The following is a 15485-nucleotide window of genomic DNA, read 5'->3' as shown; positions in this document are numbered from 1 at the left end:
CTGTTGCGAGTGAACATGGGACACAGTACGCGGCGAGACGAGATAATCTCGCAGGCGGTGCGGGGGCGTGGTCGCCTCCCGCGGTCGCCCCCCGTCAGACCCGCGTCGGTGAGACCGATTCCAGCGCCGCGTCGAAGTGTGCTCGGGTGATTCGCACCTCGTCGGCGTGGTCGTTCGCCTCGGTGCCCTCGTAGGCGTCGGCCACGTCCTGAATCGCGCGGAGGGCGGCCTCGCGGCAGACCGCGGCCACGTCGGCCCCGGTGTAGCCGTCCATGTGGGCGGCCACGTCGCCGAGGTCCACGTCGGTGCCGAGCGGCTTGTTTCGGACGTGCACGTCGAGGATGGCGCGGCGCGCCTCGATGTCGGGGGCGGGCACCTCGACGTGGGTCTCCAGTCGGCCGGGTCGGAGGAGCGCGGGGTCGAGCGCGTCCCGACGGTTCGTCGCCGCGAGGACGACGAGGTTCGGGTTGTCGGCGGCGTTGTCCATCTCCGTCAGGAGTTGGGAGACGACGCGCTCGGTGACGCCCGAGTCCGACCCGGCGCTGTCGCGGTCGGTGGCGATGGCGTCTATCTCGTCGAAGAAGACGATACTGGGCGCGGCCTGTCGGGCGCGGTCGAACACCTCGCGGACGGATTTTTCGGACTCACCGACGTAGCGGTCGAGCAGTTCCGGGCCGGCGACGTGGATGAAGTTGACGCCGCTTTCGGCCGCGATGGCGCGGGCGAGCATCGTCTTGCCGGTCCCCGGCGGACCGTGGAGGAGCACGCCCGTCGGCGGGTCGGTCGAGGCCGCCTCGAACAGCGGCGCGTAGGTCAACGGCCACGTCACCGCGCGTTCGAGCGTCCGCTTCACGTCGTCGAGGCCGCCGACGCCCTCGAACCCCTCGGTCGGCTGTTCGGCGACGTACTCGCGCATCGCCGATGGTTCGACCGTCGCCATCGCGGACTCGAAGTCGGCGCGCGTGACGGTCATGTCCGCGACGGCGACGCGTCCCTCCTCGTCTCCGCCCTCGTTTCTGCTTCCGCTTCCGCTTTCGCTTCCGCCACCTCCCTCGCGTCGGACGCGCCGGAGCGCGGTCATCGCGGCCTCCTTGGCCAGCGATTCGAGGTCGGCACCGACGAAGCCGTGAGTTCGGGTGGCCAGTCGGTCGATGTCCACGTCCTCGGAGAGGGGCATCCGCCGGGTGTGCACGTCGAGAATCTCGCGGCGACCCGTCTCGTTCGGGACGCCGATTTCGATTTCGCGGTCGAAGCGCCCGCCGCGGCGGAGCGCCGGGTCGAGGCTGTCGACGCGGTTGGTCGCGCCGATGACGACCACGTCGCCGCGGGCGTCGAGTCCGTCCATGAGCGACAGCAGTTGGCCGACGACGCGGTTTTCGAGGTCGCCGCCGTCGTCGCGCTTCGACGCGATGGAGTCGATCTCGTCGAAGAAGATGATGGCCGGCGCGTTCTCGCGGGCCGACTGGAACACCTCGCGCAGTTTCTCCTCGGACTCGCCTTTGTACTTCGACAGCACCTCCGGCCCGGAGATGGTCGTGAAACTCGCGTCGACCTCGTTGGCGACGGCCTTGGCGATGAGGGTCTTCCCCGTGCCCGGCGGGCCGTGCAGGAGGACGCCTTTCGGCGGCTCGATGCCGAGGTGCGCGAACACCTCGGGTTCGGACAACGGGAGCTCTATCATCTCGCGGACGAGGTCGAGTTCGTCGTCGAGGCCGCCGATGTCCTCGTAGGTGACGCCCGTCGCTCGCCCGCGGCTCCCGTCGCCGCCGCCGTCGTCGCCGCCCGTCACGCTCTTGACGGCGTCGCGGACGGCCTCGCTCGCGCCCTTCGAACTCGTCGCCGTCACGGAGACGGTCGTCGCGTCGGTGACGCGAACCACGCCCGCCGGGCTAGTCTCGCTGACGACGAGGGCGGCCCCGCCGAGTCGCTCGACGCGGACGCGGTCGCCCTCGCGGAGCGGGCGGTTCCGAAGCTCCGCCTTCACGACCTCCTCGATGGTCTCGCGGTCCACGCTGGTTCGCTCGAAGGCGCTGGGGCCGGCGAGCGTCACGGAGCGCGCGTCCTCGACGTCGATTTTCCTGACGCGGACGCTGTCGCCGATTTTCACGCCGGCGTTGGCCCGCGTGTCGGCATCGACGAGCATCTCGCCCGCCGCCGCGCCGGGGCGGGCGGGCCACATCTTCGCGACCGTCTCTCGGGACCCTTCGATGACGACCGTCTCGCCGCTGAGCACGCCGAGTTCCCGGCGGGCGGCCTCGGGGAGGCGGGCGATGCCGCGGCCCGCGTCGCGTTTCTCCGCGGCGCGGACGACGAGCGTCACCCCATCTTCTGACATACCCCCCGGTTCGGTCGCTCGACTCTTGAGGGTTCGCCCGGAGTAACGGTTTTCCCGGACGGCGCGGTAACACTACGCATGGTTGCCACGACGGAGAAAGACGGTGCGACGTGGTACCGGTGCGAAGAGTGCGGGATGCTGTTCGACGTGCGGTCCGACGCCGAGGCGCACGAGGAGAACTGCGACACGGACAGCCCGTCGTACTTGCAGTAGCGGGGAAGCGAGAGCGTCGGCGGCGACGGCGGCGACGGCGGCGAGCGCGAGGGTTACGCGGCGAGCGCGAGAGCTACGCCGGGTCGTGTTCGTCCGCGAGTCGCTCGGCGTGGTCCAGCGAGGTCGCGCGCTCCCAGCGGACGCGCTCGGCGTCGCCGTAGGCGAGCGCCTCTTTCAGTTCGTCGCGGAGGACGCCCACGCCGCGGCCGACGAGGTCGCCGTCGGCGTCGCCGAGTTCGTAGTAGCCGTAGGCCTCCGGAGCCTTGCCGATGGTCCGCGTTTCCAGCGGCTCCCAGCGCTTCCGGAGCATCACTCGGCGACGAACTCGTAGGAGTCTTCGCCCCAGTCGTCCTCGACGAAGACGAACACGCGGCCGCGGGCGACCTCGGGGTCGGCCTCGATTTCGAAGCGGTGGCCGGGCACCCGTCGGACGAGGACGCCGGGGAACAGCTCCTCTTCTTCGTCCTCACCGAGGATGACGCGGCCGACGCCGCTCGATTCGAGCACCTCGTCGTGGCTCGTGAGGTCGTTGACGTACATCATGACGCCCTCCGTCTCGGTGGGATCGGTGACGAGGACGTGGACCTCCTTGCCGGGGGCGGTGGCGAGCGTGCCCGTGACCGCCTGGGGGACGCCCCGGTAGACTGTGGTTCGGTTGTCGAGGTACTCCACTTCGACGCCGTAGTCGTGGAGTTCGACGCCGAGCGTGCTCGGGGCGATGTCGTTGCGGGCGCGCATGGCTCACCGTTGCTTCGGGGACGGCAAAAGCGTCGCGTCTCGGGACGACTCGCGTCGGGCGTCGCTTCCGCCGCCGCGTCCCCGAACCTACGGGCGAAAACGGCACGGACCGCCACACATAACACGGTGTGCCGACCTCCCCGAAGTATGCACGGCCGAGCCACCGCCCTCGGGGCGGGCACCGTCTTGAACGCCCTCGCGACGGCGACCGGCTCCGCGTTCGCCATCGACGCGGAGACCACCGCGTCGGTCGAACTGGACGACTCCGGCGAGGTCCGCGGCAGCATCGCGGAGGCCCCCGACGACGACGCGCATCTCATCGAGCGCTGTGTCGAACTCGCCGTCGAGGCGTTCGGTGACGGCGAGGGCGGCACCGTCGAGACCGAAAGCGACCTGCCGATGGCCGCCGGCCTCAAGAGTTCGAGCGCCGCCGCCAACGCGACGGTGTTGGCGACGCTCTCGGCGCTCGGTCGCTCGGTCGGCCCCGGCCCGGACGCCGATATCTCCCGCCTCGACGCCTGCCGGATGGGCGTCCGCGCCGCCCGCGAGGTCGGCGTCACCGCCACCGGCGCGTTCGACGACGCCGCGGCCTCCATGGTCGGGGGCGTCGTCGTCACCGACAACACCGAAGACGACCTCATCGCCCGCGACGAGGTCGACTGGGACGTGCTCGTGTGGACGCCCCCGGAGCGCGCTTACAGCGCCGACGCCGACGTGAGCCGCTGTGAGAACGTCGCGCCGATGGCCGACCTCGTGGCCGACCTCGCGCTCGAAGGCCGCTACGCCGAGGCGATGACCGTCAACGGCCTCGCCTTCTCGGCCGCGCTCGACTTCCCGACCGACCCCGCCGTCGAGGCGATGCCCATCGCCGACGGCGTCTCGCTGTCCGGGACCGGCCCGAGCGTCGTCGCCGTCGGCGACCGCGCCGACCTCGAACGCGTCGCGGACCTGTGGGACGCCCGCGAGGGGGAGACCCGACTGACGACCACCCGAACCGACGGAGCACGAATCCAATGACAGACGACACCGTAGACGCCGCCGAACCGTTTCAGGACATGTCCCTCGACGAACTCCGCGAGGAGATAGAGGATATCGACCGCGGCATCGTCGAACTCATCGCCCGCCGGACCTACGTCGCCGACACGGTGGCGAAGGTCAAAGCCGAGAAGGACCTGCCGACGACCGACGAGTCCCAAGAAGAGCGCGTGATGGAGCGCGCCGGGAAGAACGCGGCCCACTTCGAGGTCGATTCGAACCTCGTGAAGGCGATTTTCCGACTGCTCATCGAGATGAACAAGGCCGAACAGCGGCAGAACCGATAGCTCCTCGCGTTCTCATCCACCGCCCTCCACCCACACTATTTCAAAGGCCGCCCCCGCGTCACTCGCGGATGACCATCACCTTCACCCGCCGGACCGCGTCGAAGTCCCGAAGCCGATAGGTCAGCGCGCGGATGCGCGCCGCGGGGCCGCGGCAGAACAGCGATTCGAGACACCACTCGCCCTGATGGGTGTGACTCGTGTTGAGGATGACGTCCTGAAACTCGTGTTGCGTCCCGTGCAGCTCGCGAATCACGTCGTGGTGGCGGTAGTCGAAGCCGACGAGCGCGACGACCTCGCCGGAGACGTCTTCGAGTCGGGCGTGGGACTCGACGAACTCGCGCATGGCCTCTCGAACCGCCCGCGACCGGTTTTCGATGCCCTCGTCGCGCCACGCCCGGTCGAACTCAGCGACCAGTTCGTCGGGGATGTTGAAACTCGTCCGCATTACCCCCAACTGACGCGTACAGCTACAAGAGTGCTCGTTATGACGATACCCCCGATTCGGTATTAACAACCCCTATACCCGTCGTTTGCCACGGATACGGTAGCACATGGCCACGAACGAACTGCTCGGCCTCGTCGCCGGCGCGGTACTCCTCGGGGCCGTCCACGGCGTCGAACCGGGTCACGGCTGGCCCGTCGCCGCGTCGTACGCGCTCGACCAAGCGAACAAGTGGGCGTACGGGTTCGCGGCGAGTTTCATCCTCGGGGTCGGCCACCTCGTCAGCAGTATCGCGATGGTGGGCGTGTTCTTCTACGCGAAGGCGTACTTCGACCTCACGCGGGTCAACGAGCCGATGACGGTACTCGGCGGCGTCCAAATCGGCGGTCCGGTCAGTCTCGTCGCCGGCGTCTTGCTCATCGTACTCGGTATCCGAGAGTACACCTACGGGCATTCTCACGGCACGCACGGGCACGACGACGACCACGGAGGCCACAGCCACGACGACGACCACGGACACTCACGCGACTACGGCGAGGGCCATGACCACGGCCACGAACACTCGCACGACGGCGACCAGAGCCACTCACGCGACCACGACGGTCACACCCACGACGGCAACGGGCTGTTTGCCCGCTTGAAGCGTTTCGTCCCCTTCGTCGGCGGGCACTCCCACTCGCACGGCGACCTCGACGACGCCGCGGACCGCGGTCTCCTCGGTATCGCGTGGTTCGCGTTCGTCCTCGGCTTCGCCCACGAGGAGGAGTTCGAGATTATCGCGCTCTGTGCCGGGTCGAACTACTGTCTCGAACTGATGAGCGCCTACGCCGTCACCGTCGTCGTCGGCATCGTCGGGCTGACGATGCTGCTGATTGCGGGCTACGAGCAGTACGAAGACGAGGTCGAGAAGTACACGCCGTATCTCCCGGCGTTCTCCGCGGCCGTGTTGGTCCTGATGGGTCTCGGCTTCATCACGGGGCTGTTCTGAGCGGGTCCGACCACACGGCCCCCAACGTCGATTGCGCCGGCGGTCCGCTCAGCTCCGGCGATAGAGCTATCACCCGGCGACGCATCGGAGCGGTCACGAAGGTGATGTCTATTAGCCGCCACAATCGGAATCTTCGTCCGCGGACTCGTTCTCGGCGTCTCGATAGCCGCGCCGGTCGGTCCAATCGGCGTCCTGTGCATCCAGCGAACGCTTTCTAAGGGTCGGCGCTCCGGCTTCGTCAGCGGACTCGGAGCGGCGTCCGCGGACGCGGTCTACGGGGCCATCGCGGGGTTCGGCCTCGCCGCGCTCTCGTCGGTGCTGCTCGGCCACCGCAACGCAATCGCGCTCGCCGGCGGGGCGATTCTCCTGTACGTCGGCATCCAGTCGATTCGGGGCGACCCGGCGTCCGTCGAGTCGGCACCGACGACCGAGCAGTCGGCCGCCGTGTCGCCCGACTCGACTGCCCGGACGCTCGCGGCCGACTTCGGGTCGACGTTCCTCCTGACGCTGACGAACCCGGTGACGATACTGGCGTTCGTCGGCATCTTCGCCGGCTTGGGCGTCGGCGTCTCGGGCGACTACCTCGCGGCGGCGGTCCTCGTCGCGGGCGTCTTCGCCGGGTCGGCGCTCTGGTGGTTCGTCCTGAGCGCCGCCGTCGATCGCGTCCGGGAGCGAGTCACCCCGGCGGCCCTCCGCCGGGTGAACCAACTCGCCGGCGTCGTCATCGTCGGGTTCGGCGTCGCGGCGCTCTGGAGCGGCCTGTGACGGGCCACCCGGCACCTCCGCATCCCGCCGGTTCGAGCCCCTCGAACGCTTCGCCGCCGCTATCTCCATATCGCTTGCGACCGTAGTACGCGTGTCATGCCCACGCACAAGGCGGAGACGACGTGGACCGGCGGCAAAGACGGGAGCGGCGAGTTCTCGACCGAGAGCGGGACCGTCGAGGGGACGTTCACGTTCCCGACGCGGTTCGAGGACGAACTCGGGTCGAACCCCGAGGAGCTCATCGGCGCGGCCCACTCCGGCTGTTTCTCGATGCAGTTGACCGCGTTCCTCGAAGGCGAGGGCTACGCGCCGACGAGCCTCCACACCGCGGCCGACGTGCATCTCGACCCGGCCGACGGCGGCGGCTTCGAAATCTCGCGCATCGACCTGACGCTCGACGCCGACGTGCCCGACATCGACGAGGAGACGTTTGCCGACCTCGCCCAGCGCGCAAAGGAGAACTGCCCGGTGTCGAAGGCGCTCGCCGGGCCGGAACTCACGCTGACCGCGACGCTCGCCTGAGGGCGCGCGTCGCCCGCCGTTTTTCGTGACCCGACCGAGTCGACCGCGCCCCCGTCTCAGCGGTTCGACTCGAACCAGTCTTCGGCGAAATCGACCAGCGCGGGCTGGTCGAGGAGCGTCGCCGTCGCGGCCGCGACCGACCCCTCGGTCGCGCCGCGCTGCCTCTCGAACGCCCCGCCGACCGCCTCGAAGTCGTCGGTCCTGACCTCGATATCCTCGTACTCGACGACGACGCGCTCGCCCTCTCGGAGCAGCGGCGCGCGCTCTCTCGTCCGCGTCTTTTCGAAGTCCGCGCGGTGCTCAGCGAGGTGGAGCGAGGTGTTGTTCCCGTGGCCGACGCCGAGTAAGAGCACGTCGCCGCCGCGGTCGTACACCCGCGCCAGCGGCGACCCGTCGCCGAGGCCGTAATCGAGTTCGTGGTCACCGACGATTTCCTCGGCGGCCGCGCCCCACGCCGCGAAGGAGACCGTCGGATGCTCGCTGCGGACGACGCCGGGGTAGGTGCGGAAGCACTCGGGTATCGCACCCACCCCGCGGGTGGGCGTCACGTCGGGGCGGAACGGCGGCATCGACTCGCCGATAACTTCGACCCAGTCGTCGGGGACCGGTGGGTTCTCCCACGCCGACGGGTCGGTGTACTGGCCCGTGTGGGTCGGCACGACCAGCGTCCCGTCGGCGGTCAGCGCCGTCTGGAGGGCGTCGACGACCGCCTGCGGGCCGCCGGCGACCCAGCCGAGCGAACTGAGCGACGAGTGGACCAGAAGGGTGTCGCCGGCCGCGACGCCGAGCGCGCGGAGGTCCGCGGCGAGCGACTCGACGGTTCCCGGCTCGTCCACGCGCTCGACCGCATCTGCTTCGGACATACGCGTCCGTCGGCCGGCCCGGGATTCAAGCTTTGGTGTCGGTCGACCGAAAGGTCCAACTCCGACCTCGGCGACGCGTTCGGTATGTCACGCGTCTCCGCCCGCGACGCCCTCCGCTACGCGACCGAAGACGACGTACTCGTCCTCTTTGCCGTCATCGTCGGCGGCTGGGTGTTTTTGACCGTCGGCAGTTTCGCCCTCGCGGGCTACGGCTTCGGACTGATGTTCGCTCTCGGAATCCTCGCCTCGCTCGCCGGGGCGCTCGCGGTGTTCGCCGGCGTCGTCGGCCTCGCGTACAAACTGCTGGTGGACAGTCGGCGGGCGGCGGAGTGAGAAATCAGTTCACTGCCCGAGAGAAGCCGACGTAGGTCACGTAACAGAGCCCGCCCATCACGAGAAAGCCGAACTGGTAGCCGGTGTTCGAGAGGATGTCGACGACCGACTGCGTCGGTCGGAGCAGTTTCAGCCACAGCAGCGTACCCACACCGAGCACCGCGACGACCCAGAGACCTCCCAAGAGCGGCCGCTCTTTCAGGTACTCGTTGAGCTCGTCGCGGTTCATGTCATATAAAAATATCATACCGATGAAAAAGACTGCGATGGTGTCTGGCTATCGAGTGTGAAGTGGTCCGCGAATCACCGCTAGTAGGTCGTTCCGTCTGTCGGGACCCAGAGTCGCGGCCTCAGAAGAACTGCTCGAACAGCCGTCCGAGGAGGAGGATGACGAGCGGGAGGCTGAACAGCACCGCGATGTGGCGAGGAAGACGATGACACTTCCCGACTCGGCACCTGCGGCCCGGAGAAACGGAGACATCGGTTTCGTCGGGGTTTCAGGCCCGCCGATATACGTTTTGTTGCCCTCGGGCGCTCACTCCAGATACGTCTCGGCGAGCGCGTCCAGCGCCTCGTGGCGGTGGGTCGTGTGCGGCGCGGTCAGCGGCGAGACCGACACGCGGCCCTCCACGACGGCCCGGCGGTCGGTGCCGTCGGGGTCCGGGATGTCGCCGGTTCGCATCCGCTCCCAGACGCGGTCGTGGAGCTTCACGGTGCCGTTTTCGAACTCCGCGGTCATGTCGTACAGCTCCGAGGGAACCGTCACCTGCATGTCCGCGGGTCCCCCGTCGGGACCGGACACGGGCGCGTTGACGTTGAGGTAGTCGCACTGCTCGAAGACGCCGGCGGGTTCGGCGTGTTTGACGAGGTACGACGCGGCGCTGGTCGCCTCGTGGAAGTCCCGCGGGTCGGTCGCTTTCTCGTGCCACGGCAGGTCGCCGCCGGCGGGGACGTACAGCGAGAGGGCGATGGCGGGCACGTCGAAGAACGCGGCCTCGACGGCGGCGCTGACGGTGCCCGATCGGCCGAGGACGTACGCGCCGATGTTAGCGCCCTTGTTGATACCGGAGACGACCATGTCCACGTCGGGACACAGCGCCTCCAAGCCGGCGACCGTACAGTCGGCGGGCGTCCCCTCCAGCGCGTAGCCGAGTTCGTGCTCGGCGACGACCGCGTCGGTGGACATCTTCCGGCCGACCGCGCTCTGGTCCGTCGCGGGTGCGACCGCGGTCACGTCGGCGAACTCCGAGAGGGCGTCGTAGAGCGCGCGGAAGCCCACGCTCTCGATGCCGTCGTCGTTAGTGAGGAGGATGCTGGGTTCGCTCATAGTCCGTTTGGGGACGGAACCCGCAAAAAGCCACCCGTCGGACACGACCCGTCCGGCCGACCCCTCGCCGGCGCGGCCCGCTCAGGCCACGCGGTCGACGAGCGTCTCGTCGTCGACGACGAGGTTGTACGCCTCCTCGTCGTCGTTCCAGAGCGCGAGAACGTTCTCGAAGACGAGCACGTCGCCGTAGTCGGCGTCGGCCACATCGGCGTTCAGCACGGTGTCGCGGGTGCGGACGGCGTAGTGGTCGACCGCCTCGCTCCCGTCGCCGATTTTGAACACCTGGTTGTCCCCCTCCGAGAGGTCGTGGCTCAGTTTGACCGCCAGCAGGTCGATGCGGTTCGTGACGTGGCGTTCCATCTCGGCCATCTTGGCGAACCGCGCGGGGTTGCCGCGCACGTCGAGGCGGCGCTCGCCGTCGGTTCGGAGGACGCTGTGGGAGTACTGCACGTCCACGTTGACGAAGGTGCCCTCGTCCTCGTCGCCGTCGCGACCCTTGTCGAGGCGGCGCTGGAACCCCGGCACGTCGAGGTCGGGCCGCACATCGAACGACCAGCCGCGGTCCGAGGGCGCGTAGCCGTCCCAGAGGCGGAGCGCCGGCGAATACACCGTCACGTCGCCGTCGGCCGGCGCGACCTCGCGTTCGACTTCGCGGAGGCCGATGCTCGTGTTTCTGTCCGCCGGCGCGATGGCGACGATTGCGCCGTCGTCCGCGAGGGCGTCGAGGTAGTTCTCGACGACCGCGGCGGGGTCGTCGAGTTCGCTCAGGACGCTGGCGAACAGGACGATATCGTACTCGCCGTCGGGGGCGAACGCCTCGGCGGTCTCGCGGTGGACGGTCGTCCGGAAGTTCCGGCGCGTCTCGCCGAGCATTCGGTCGAGCACGTCCGCGGAGGCGCTCGGTTCGACCGCGTGGTAGTCTACGACCGAATCGTCGGGGAGGTAGTCGTGGAGGCCGAGCGCGGGGCCGCCCGTCCCGGCGCCCACGTCGAGCACGCGGGGGTTTCGCGGGAGTAGGCTCCGCTCCGCGAGGTCGGAGAGGACGTAGCCGACGGCCGCGTAGTAGTCGGGGAGGTGGTATATCGCGTAGCCGAGCGCGGCGTCCTCGTCGTACTCGACGGGGTTGCCGCGGTAGTAGTCCTCCTTCAGTTGGCGGACGCGCTCCCGGAGGCGGTCGCCCGACTCACCGACGTGCCAGTTCGCCCCGTAGCGCCCGATGAGCAGGTCTTCGAGGGCGAAGGAGTAGTCGTCGGGGAAGGCTTCGGGCGACCAGCGCTGGAGCGGCGCGGGGTCGTCGCTCGCGGGGACGAACGTGCCGTCGTCGCGCTCGAACAGGCCGAGGTCGTGGGCCTCCTCGCGGAGCGTCTGTTTCACCACGGCGGGATGGGGCGCGCCCTCGATGTAGTCGGCTATCTCGTCGGGGTCGATGGGGCGGACGTTTCTGAGGTACTTCGCGTTGTCGCGGACGGCGTCTCTGTCTATCATCGGTGGGCTGTGGAGCGAGTCGCCGTCGCCCGCGCGGCGGGAGTCGGGCCCGCGGCGGGGCGTCGGCGTCGGTGTCTCCCTTCACTCGTCACTCGACGGGGTCGTGCTTGTCGGTCTGGTCGCGGGTGCGGTCGTCGGCGCTCGCGTCGCCCGCATCGCCCGCGGAACCGACGCCGGCGTCGTCGCCGCGGGAGACGCGTCGGTAGAGGTCGGCAAACGCCTCGTCGTCGGCCGCCGCGAGTTCGCGGGCCGCGTCGGCGACGCGGTCGGCCCCGCCGCCGAACGACGACTGGATGTCCGCGTACACGCGCGGGGTACCGCCGGACACGGAGGCGACGAGTTCGTCGAGCGCGGCGGAAATCGGCGTGGCGAATTCTTCGCGCACGTCGTCGGCGGCGAGGCCGAACGCGAGGACCGCGGCGTGAGCCGCCGCCTGCACCGTCTCCATCGCCGCGTCGTGTTCTTCGGGCGTCGTCTCGAAGACGCGGTTGCCGGCCGCGTCGAGGCCGGAGAGCAGGGCGTCGGTGTACGCGCCCGGTTCGTCGGTGACGGCGGCGACGTTGCCGGGGGCGTTGTGCGGGGCGAAAAGCGGGTGGAGGCTGAGGCGCTCGCGGTCGGGGAGGTGGTCGCGCATCGCCGCCACCGGGGGCCCCATCGCACCGGTCACGTCGCACATCGCGGCGTCCGTGCGGTGGGCGTTGCCGGCGACGGCGTCGGCCGCGAGCCGCATCGGAACCGCGAGACAGACCACGTCGAACCGCTCGTCGCCGTCCAGCGGGACCGCCCGGCCGCCCAGCGCGTCCGCTGCGGCGACCGCGCTCTCGGGGTCCGCGTCGGCGAACGCGAGGTCGGCGTCGACGGTGCGGCCGAACCAGCGTCCCATTGCGCCCGCGCCGACGATGAGCACGTCCATCGGTACGGGTGTGGAGGTGCGGCGGGCAAAAGGGAATCGGTGGCGGCGGGTGTGGCGAGACGCTCACCCGCGCCCGACCCGCAAACCGCGTTCAACCGACTCCCGGTGTCCGAACCGTCAAGTGGTCGTTAGCCGATAGGAAACCATGGCATTCGATGATGTTGATTTCGAGGGCCGGACGGCCTTCATCACTGGGACCAGTCGCGGCATCGGGAAGGCCGTCGCGCTCGACCTGGCCGACCGGGGCGCGAACGTCGTCTCGACGGGCAAGACCGTCGACGGGCGCGAGGACCTCCCCGGAACCATCGTCGAGACGACGGAGGAGATACGCGAGCGCGGCGGCGACTCCATCTGGTGTCAACTCGACGTGCGCGACGACGCCTCCGTGCAGACCGCCATCGACGAGACGGTCGACGCCTTCGGCGGCATCGACTTCGTCGTCAACAACGCGGGCGCGATTCACATGGCCGGCTTCGAGGACACGCCGCCGAAGCGGTTCGACCTCCTCATGGACGTGAACGCCCGCGGGGCGTACGCGACGACGCACGCCGCGCTCCCGCACCTCCGCGAGAGCGACCACGCTCACGTCGTCACCTTCTCGCCGCCGATGCCCGCCCGCCCCGCGCCGGGGAAGGTGGCCTACGCGCTCTCGAAGTACGGCATGACGTTCATCGCGCAGTCGCTCGCGGGCGAACTCGACGCCGACGACATCGGCGTGAACGCGCTGTGGCCGGTCGCGGCCATCGAGTCCGAGGCGACGCGACACTTCGGGATGGGAACGCCCGAGGACTGGCGCACCCCGCAGATTATGTGCGACGCCGTCGCCGAACTGTTCTCGCGCGACCCGACCGACTGCACCGGAAACGCGTTCTACGACGAGGAACTGCTGGCCGAGGCGGGCGTCGACGACTTCTCACCGTACGCCATCGTCGAGGGGAGCGACCCCGGTCCGATGTCGGCCCAGCTGTTCGACCCGGCCTACGAACGCTGACCACCGGTTATCGGCGGTGAGACTCGGAGCCGGACGTTTATGTTCGATGAACTCGAACTACTGTGCGATGAGTTCATGCGTCGGCGCTGTGGACCCGGTCTCTCCGACGCGATATTCTACCGAATCGGCAATTAGACTTAACTACCGGTGGGGAATCGCATAGCGCATGGAGTTCCCTCGCCTCCCGACACGAGATACGAGCGGCCAGAAGGTCGTCCTGCCGGACGACTTAGAGGGTGAACAGACGCTCGTGCTCATCAGCTTCGACCGCCGCCAGCAGTCGTTGGTCGGGTCGTGGCGCGGGTTCGCAAAGGAGTTGTGCGAGACGTACGGGCATTTCGAGTACTACGAACTGCTCGTCCTCGGCGGGCGGAGCGGGATGATGCCGCCGATGTCCGGCGGCGGGATGTCTCCGGAGGCGGCCCGGAGCCGAACCCACGACAACGCGCTCGTCGCGCGGGTGGACAAGACCGCGCTCCAGCGCCGCCTCGGACTGCTCGGCGAGGGCAACATCTACGCGCTTCTCATCGAAGACGGGACGGTCGTGCGGCGGGCCGCGGGCGTGCTCACGCCCGAGACGGGCGACGCGCTGGAGGACCTCTTGAAACAGTGGCGCGAGGCCAACTCCGGGTGGACCGACGCGTCGCCCGCCGGCAGCCCGACCGGCGACAACGCCCTCGACAGCTGATTTTCCGGGTCCGGGTCGAGTCGGATTCCGCCTCCGGTTCGGATTCCGTTTCCGTTTCTGCTCCCGCTCCGCGCTCTCGTTTCGGAACCGACTACTCGACGACGAGCTCGACCGGGTACTCCGTCAGGTTCTCGTAGCCGTCCTCGGTGACGACCACGAGGTCTTCGATTCTGACGCCGCCGATGTCGGGGTCGTACAGCCCCGGCTCGATAGTGATGACGTGACCGGGGCGAAGCTCCTCGCCGCTCGGACTCAAAGACGGGAGCTCGTGCACGTCGAGGCCGACGCCGTGGCCGGTGCTGTGGATGAAGCCGGTTTCGGCCGAGGGGTCGGCGCGGAGCGTGCTCTCGCCGGCGTTTTCGTACACGTCGCAGACGGCGTCGTGCACGTCGGCTCCGGTCGCGCCCGGCTCGACCGCGTCGAGGGCGGCCTCGAACGCCTCCTCGGTGAGGTCGAACCACTCGCGGATTTCGGGCGACGGCTCGCCTTTCACGAACGTCCGGGTCATGTCGCCGTTGTACTTCGTCTCCTTGTCGCGCGGGAAGATGTCGATGATGACGGCCTCGTCGGCCCGGAGCGGGCCGCTCCCGCGGTCGTGCGGGTCGGCGGCGTCGGCTCCACAGGCGACGATGGTCTCGTCGAGGGCACAGCCGTGGCGCAGCAGCGTTACCTCGATTTCCTCTCTGACGCGCTCGCTCGTCAGCGGTTCGCCCTCGTAGGTGAGCGTGCCGTCGTCGGCCACGTCGGCGTCGCGGATGAGGCCCTCGGCGGCGCGCATCGCGGCCTCGTTGGCGTCCTGTGCGGCGTGGACGTGCTCGACTTCCTCGTCGGTTTTCACCGCGCGGATGTTCGTGAGCACGTCGTCGGTTTCGGCCTCGACCGCAACGCCCTCGTCGCGCAGGGCGTCGGCGGTGCCGAGCGGGAAGTCCGCGGGGACCGCGAGCGAGTCGACTTCGTGGTCGGCGAGAAACGCCGCGATGGTCTTCGCCTTCCCGACGACCGAACCGTGTTCGGCGTGGTTGTCGCGGTAGTCGTAGTCCGAGAGTCGAGAGACGGTGTCGGCGCGGCTCTCCTTTTTCGCGCGGCCGAACTCCAGCGTCGAGACGAGGAGGTGGATGCCTGCCGGCGTGTAGAGCGTCACGTACGGGTCCGGCGCGTCGAACCCGGAGAGATACAGCTGGTTGGAGTCGCTCCCGTCGGCCGAGATGAGATAGCCGTCGAACTCGTCGCCGAGGAACTCGGCCAACGGTGAGAAATCGGGTTCCATACTCCGGGGTTCGCCCGGCCGGTAGTAAAGCTCTCGCGTCGCGGTCGGCGGGTTCCGGTATCGGCACCGCGACGCGCCTCTTCGGGCGAGAGACGCGCCGCGGATTGACCGCCGGAACTCGCCGCGACCGCCATGCGAGCGTCGCGTGGCTCGCCGGCGCAACGGGCCGCTGCGACGGTGAGGTTCTACCGGACGTACGATACGCTCTCCCGCGATATATGTTTATTGGCAGACACGAAATCGAGCGACCGCGCCGTCGTCGCCGTCCGGGAGAACGTCGCCGCGTCCGGTAC

The 15485-nt window shown here is 69.1% G+C and carries 19 protein-coding genes; 9 read left to right on the top strand and 10 right to left on the bottom strand.

Features of this window, described 5'->3' with window-relative positions:
* Window positions 1-94 precede the first annotated feature (94 nt).
* Complete coding sequence (locus C458_RS05870) at window positions 95-2335, bottom strand: CDC48 family AAA ATPase (RefSeq protein WP_008574038.1); 2241 nt, start codon at window positions 2333-2335, stop codon at window positions 95-97.
* Window positions 2336-2413: 78 nt separating this feature from the next.
* Between C458_RS05870 and C458_RS18790 the strand changes: the two genes are divergently transcribed.
* The gene (locus C458_RS18790; RefSeq protein WP_004043612.1) at window positions 2414-2548 is read left to right on the top strand and encodes a hypothetical protein; all 135 of its coding nucleotides are present in this window, start codon (window positions 2414-2416) and stop codon (window positions 2546-2548) included.
* Between the two features lie 73 nt (window positions 2549-2621).
* On the opposite strand, the gene C458_RS05860 is transcribed toward C458_RS18790, so the two are convergent.
* Both C458_RS05860 and C458_RS05855 read right to left on the bottom strand, forming a co-directional pair.
* Window positions 2622-2858: a hypothetical protein gene (locus C458_RS05860; RefSeq protein WP_008574037.1), complete on the bottom strand. Its 237-nt coding sequence runs from the start codon at window positions 2856-2858 to the stop codon at window positions 2622-2624.
* Window positions 2858-3286, bottom strand: a complete 429-nt coding sequence (locus tag C458_RS05855) for a DUF5796 family protein (protein WP_004043614.1) — start codon at window positions 3284-3286, stop codon at window positions 2858-2860. The genes C458_RS05860 and C458_RS05855 overlap by 1 nt, the downstream gene beginning before the upstream one ends.
* A 147-nt stretch (window positions 3287-3433) precedes the next feature.
* Between C458_RS05855 and C458_RS05850 the strand changes: the two genes are divergently transcribed.
* Both C458_RS05850 and C458_RS05845 read left to right on the top strand, forming a co-directional pair.
* A complete protein-coding gene (locus C458_RS05850) occupies window positions 3434-4303 on the top strand; it encodes a shikimate kinase (protein WP_008574036.1) in 870 nt (289 codons plus the stop codon).
* Window positions 4300-4608, top strand: a complete 309-nt coding sequence (locus C458_RS05845; RefSeq protein ID WP_008574034.1) for a chorismate mutase — start codon at window positions 4300-4302, stop codon at window positions 4606-4608. The genes C458_RS05850 and C458_RS05845 overlap by 4 nt, the downstream gene beginning before the upstream one ends.
* Before the next feature lie 58 nt (window positions 4609-4666).
* Here the strand turns inward: C458_RS05845 and C458_RS05840 are convergent, their stop codons facing one another.
* Window positions 4667-5053, bottom strand: coding sequence for a CopG family ribbon-helix-helix protein (locus C458_RS05840; RefSeq protein ID WP_008574033.1), 387 nt, complete (start codon window positions 5051-5053; stop codon window positions 4667-4669).
* 106 nt (window positions 5054-5159) lie between these two features.
* Between C458_RS05840 and C458_RS05835 the strand changes: the two genes are divergently transcribed.
* From C458_RS05835 to C458_RS05825, 3 genes are all read left to right on the top strand, one after another.
* On the top strand, window positions 5160-6038 hold the full coding sequence (locus C458_RS05835; protein WP_008574032.1) for a hypothetical protein: 879 nt from the start codon (window positions 5160-5162) through the stop codon (window positions 6036-6038).
* Window positions 6039-6161: 123 nt separating this feature from the next.
* Window positions 6162-6803: a LysE family translocator gene (locus C458_RS05830; protein WP_192815230.1), complete on the top strand. Its 642-nt coding sequence runs from the start codon at window positions 6162-6164 to the stop codon at window positions 6801-6803.
* Between the two features lie 96 nt (window positions 6804-6899).
* Entirely contained in the window at window positions 6900-7325 is a 426-nt protein-coding gene (locus C458_RS05825) for an OsmC family protein (RefSeq protein WP_008574030.1), read from the top strand.
* Between the two features lie 56 nt (window positions 7326-7381).
* Here C458_RS05825 and C458_RS05820 read toward each other — a convergent pair whose 3' ends face one another.
* The gene (locus C458_RS05820) at window positions 7382-8188 is read right to left on the bottom strand and encodes an aminoglycoside N(3)-acetyltransferase (RefSeq protein ID WP_008574029.1); all 807 of its coding nucleotides are present in this window, start codon (window positions 8186-8188) and stop codon (window positions 7382-7384) included.
* Window positions 8189-8272: 84 nt separating this feature from the next.
* Between C458_RS05820 and C458_RS18690 the strand changes: the two genes are divergently transcribed.
* Window positions 8273-8521: a hypothetical protein gene (locus tag C458_RS18690; protein ID WP_008574028.1), complete on the top strand. Its 249-nt coding sequence runs from the start codon at window positions 8273-8275 to the stop codon at window positions 8519-8521.
* A 4-nt stretch (window positions 8522-8525) separates the two neighbouring features.
* Here the strand turns inward: C458_RS18690 and C458_RS05810 are convergent, their stop codons facing one another.
* From C458_RS05810 to C458_RS05795, 4 genes are all read right to left on the bottom strand, one after another.
* A complete protein-coding gene (locus tag C458_RS05810; protein WP_008574027.1) occupies window positions 8526-8750 on the bottom strand; it encodes a hypothetical protein in 225 nt (74 codons plus the stop codon).
* A gap of 306 nt (window positions 8751-9056) precedes the next feature.
* A complete protein-coding gene (surE, locus tag C458_RS05805) occupies window positions 9057-9848 on the bottom strand; it encodes a 5'/3'-nucleotidase SurE (RefSeq protein ID WP_008574026.1) in 792 nt (263 codons plus the stop codon).
* 81 nt (window positions 9849-9929) lie between these two features.
* Window positions 9930-11333: a small ribosomal subunit Rsm22 family protein gene (locus tag C458_RS05800; RefSeq protein WP_008574024.1), complete on the bottom strand. Its 1404-nt coding sequence runs from the start codon at window positions 11331-11333 to the stop codon at window positions 9930-9932.
* Between the two features lie 88 nt (window positions 11334-11421).
* Window positions 11422-12246, bottom strand: coding sequence for a prephenate dehydrogenase/arogenate dehydrogenase family protein (locus tag C458_RS05795; protein WP_008574022.1), 825 nt, complete (start codon window positions 12244-12246; stop codon window positions 11422-11424).
* A gap of 145 nt (window positions 12247-12391) precedes the next feature.
* Here C458_RS05795 and C458_RS05790 point away from each other — a divergent pair, with 145 nt between their 5' ends.
* Together C458_RS05790 and C458_RS05785 are read left to right on the top strand one after the other, a co-directional pair.
* Entirely contained in the window at window positions 12392-13237 is an 846-nt protein-coding gene (locus C458_RS05790) for an NAD(P)-dependent oxidoreductase (protein ID WP_008574021.1), read from the top strand.
* Window positions 13238-13403: 166 nt separating this feature from the next.
* Entirely contained in the window at window positions 13404-13925 is a 522-nt protein-coding gene (locus C458_RS05785) for a hypothetical protein (RefSeq protein WP_008574020.1), read from the top strand.
* Between the two features lie 91 nt (window positions 13926-14016).
* Here C458_RS05785 and C458_RS05780 read toward each other — a convergent pair whose 3' ends face one another.
* Window positions 14017-15192, bottom strand: a complete 1176-nt coding sequence (locus C458_RS05780) for a Xaa-Pro peptidase family protein (protein ID WP_008574018.1) — start codon at window positions 15190-15192, stop codon at window positions 14017-14019.
* Window positions 15193-15485 lie beyond the last annotated feature (293 nt).

This window comes from Haloferax sp. ATCC BAA-644 (assembly GCF_000336975.1).
Lineage (GTDB): Archaea > Halobacteriota > Halobacteria > Halobacteriales > Haloferacaceae > Haloferax > Haloferax volcanii.
The sequence above is the reverse complement of the archived record's forward strand: the minus strand, read 5'-3'. Positions and strand labels throughout refer to the sequence as shown.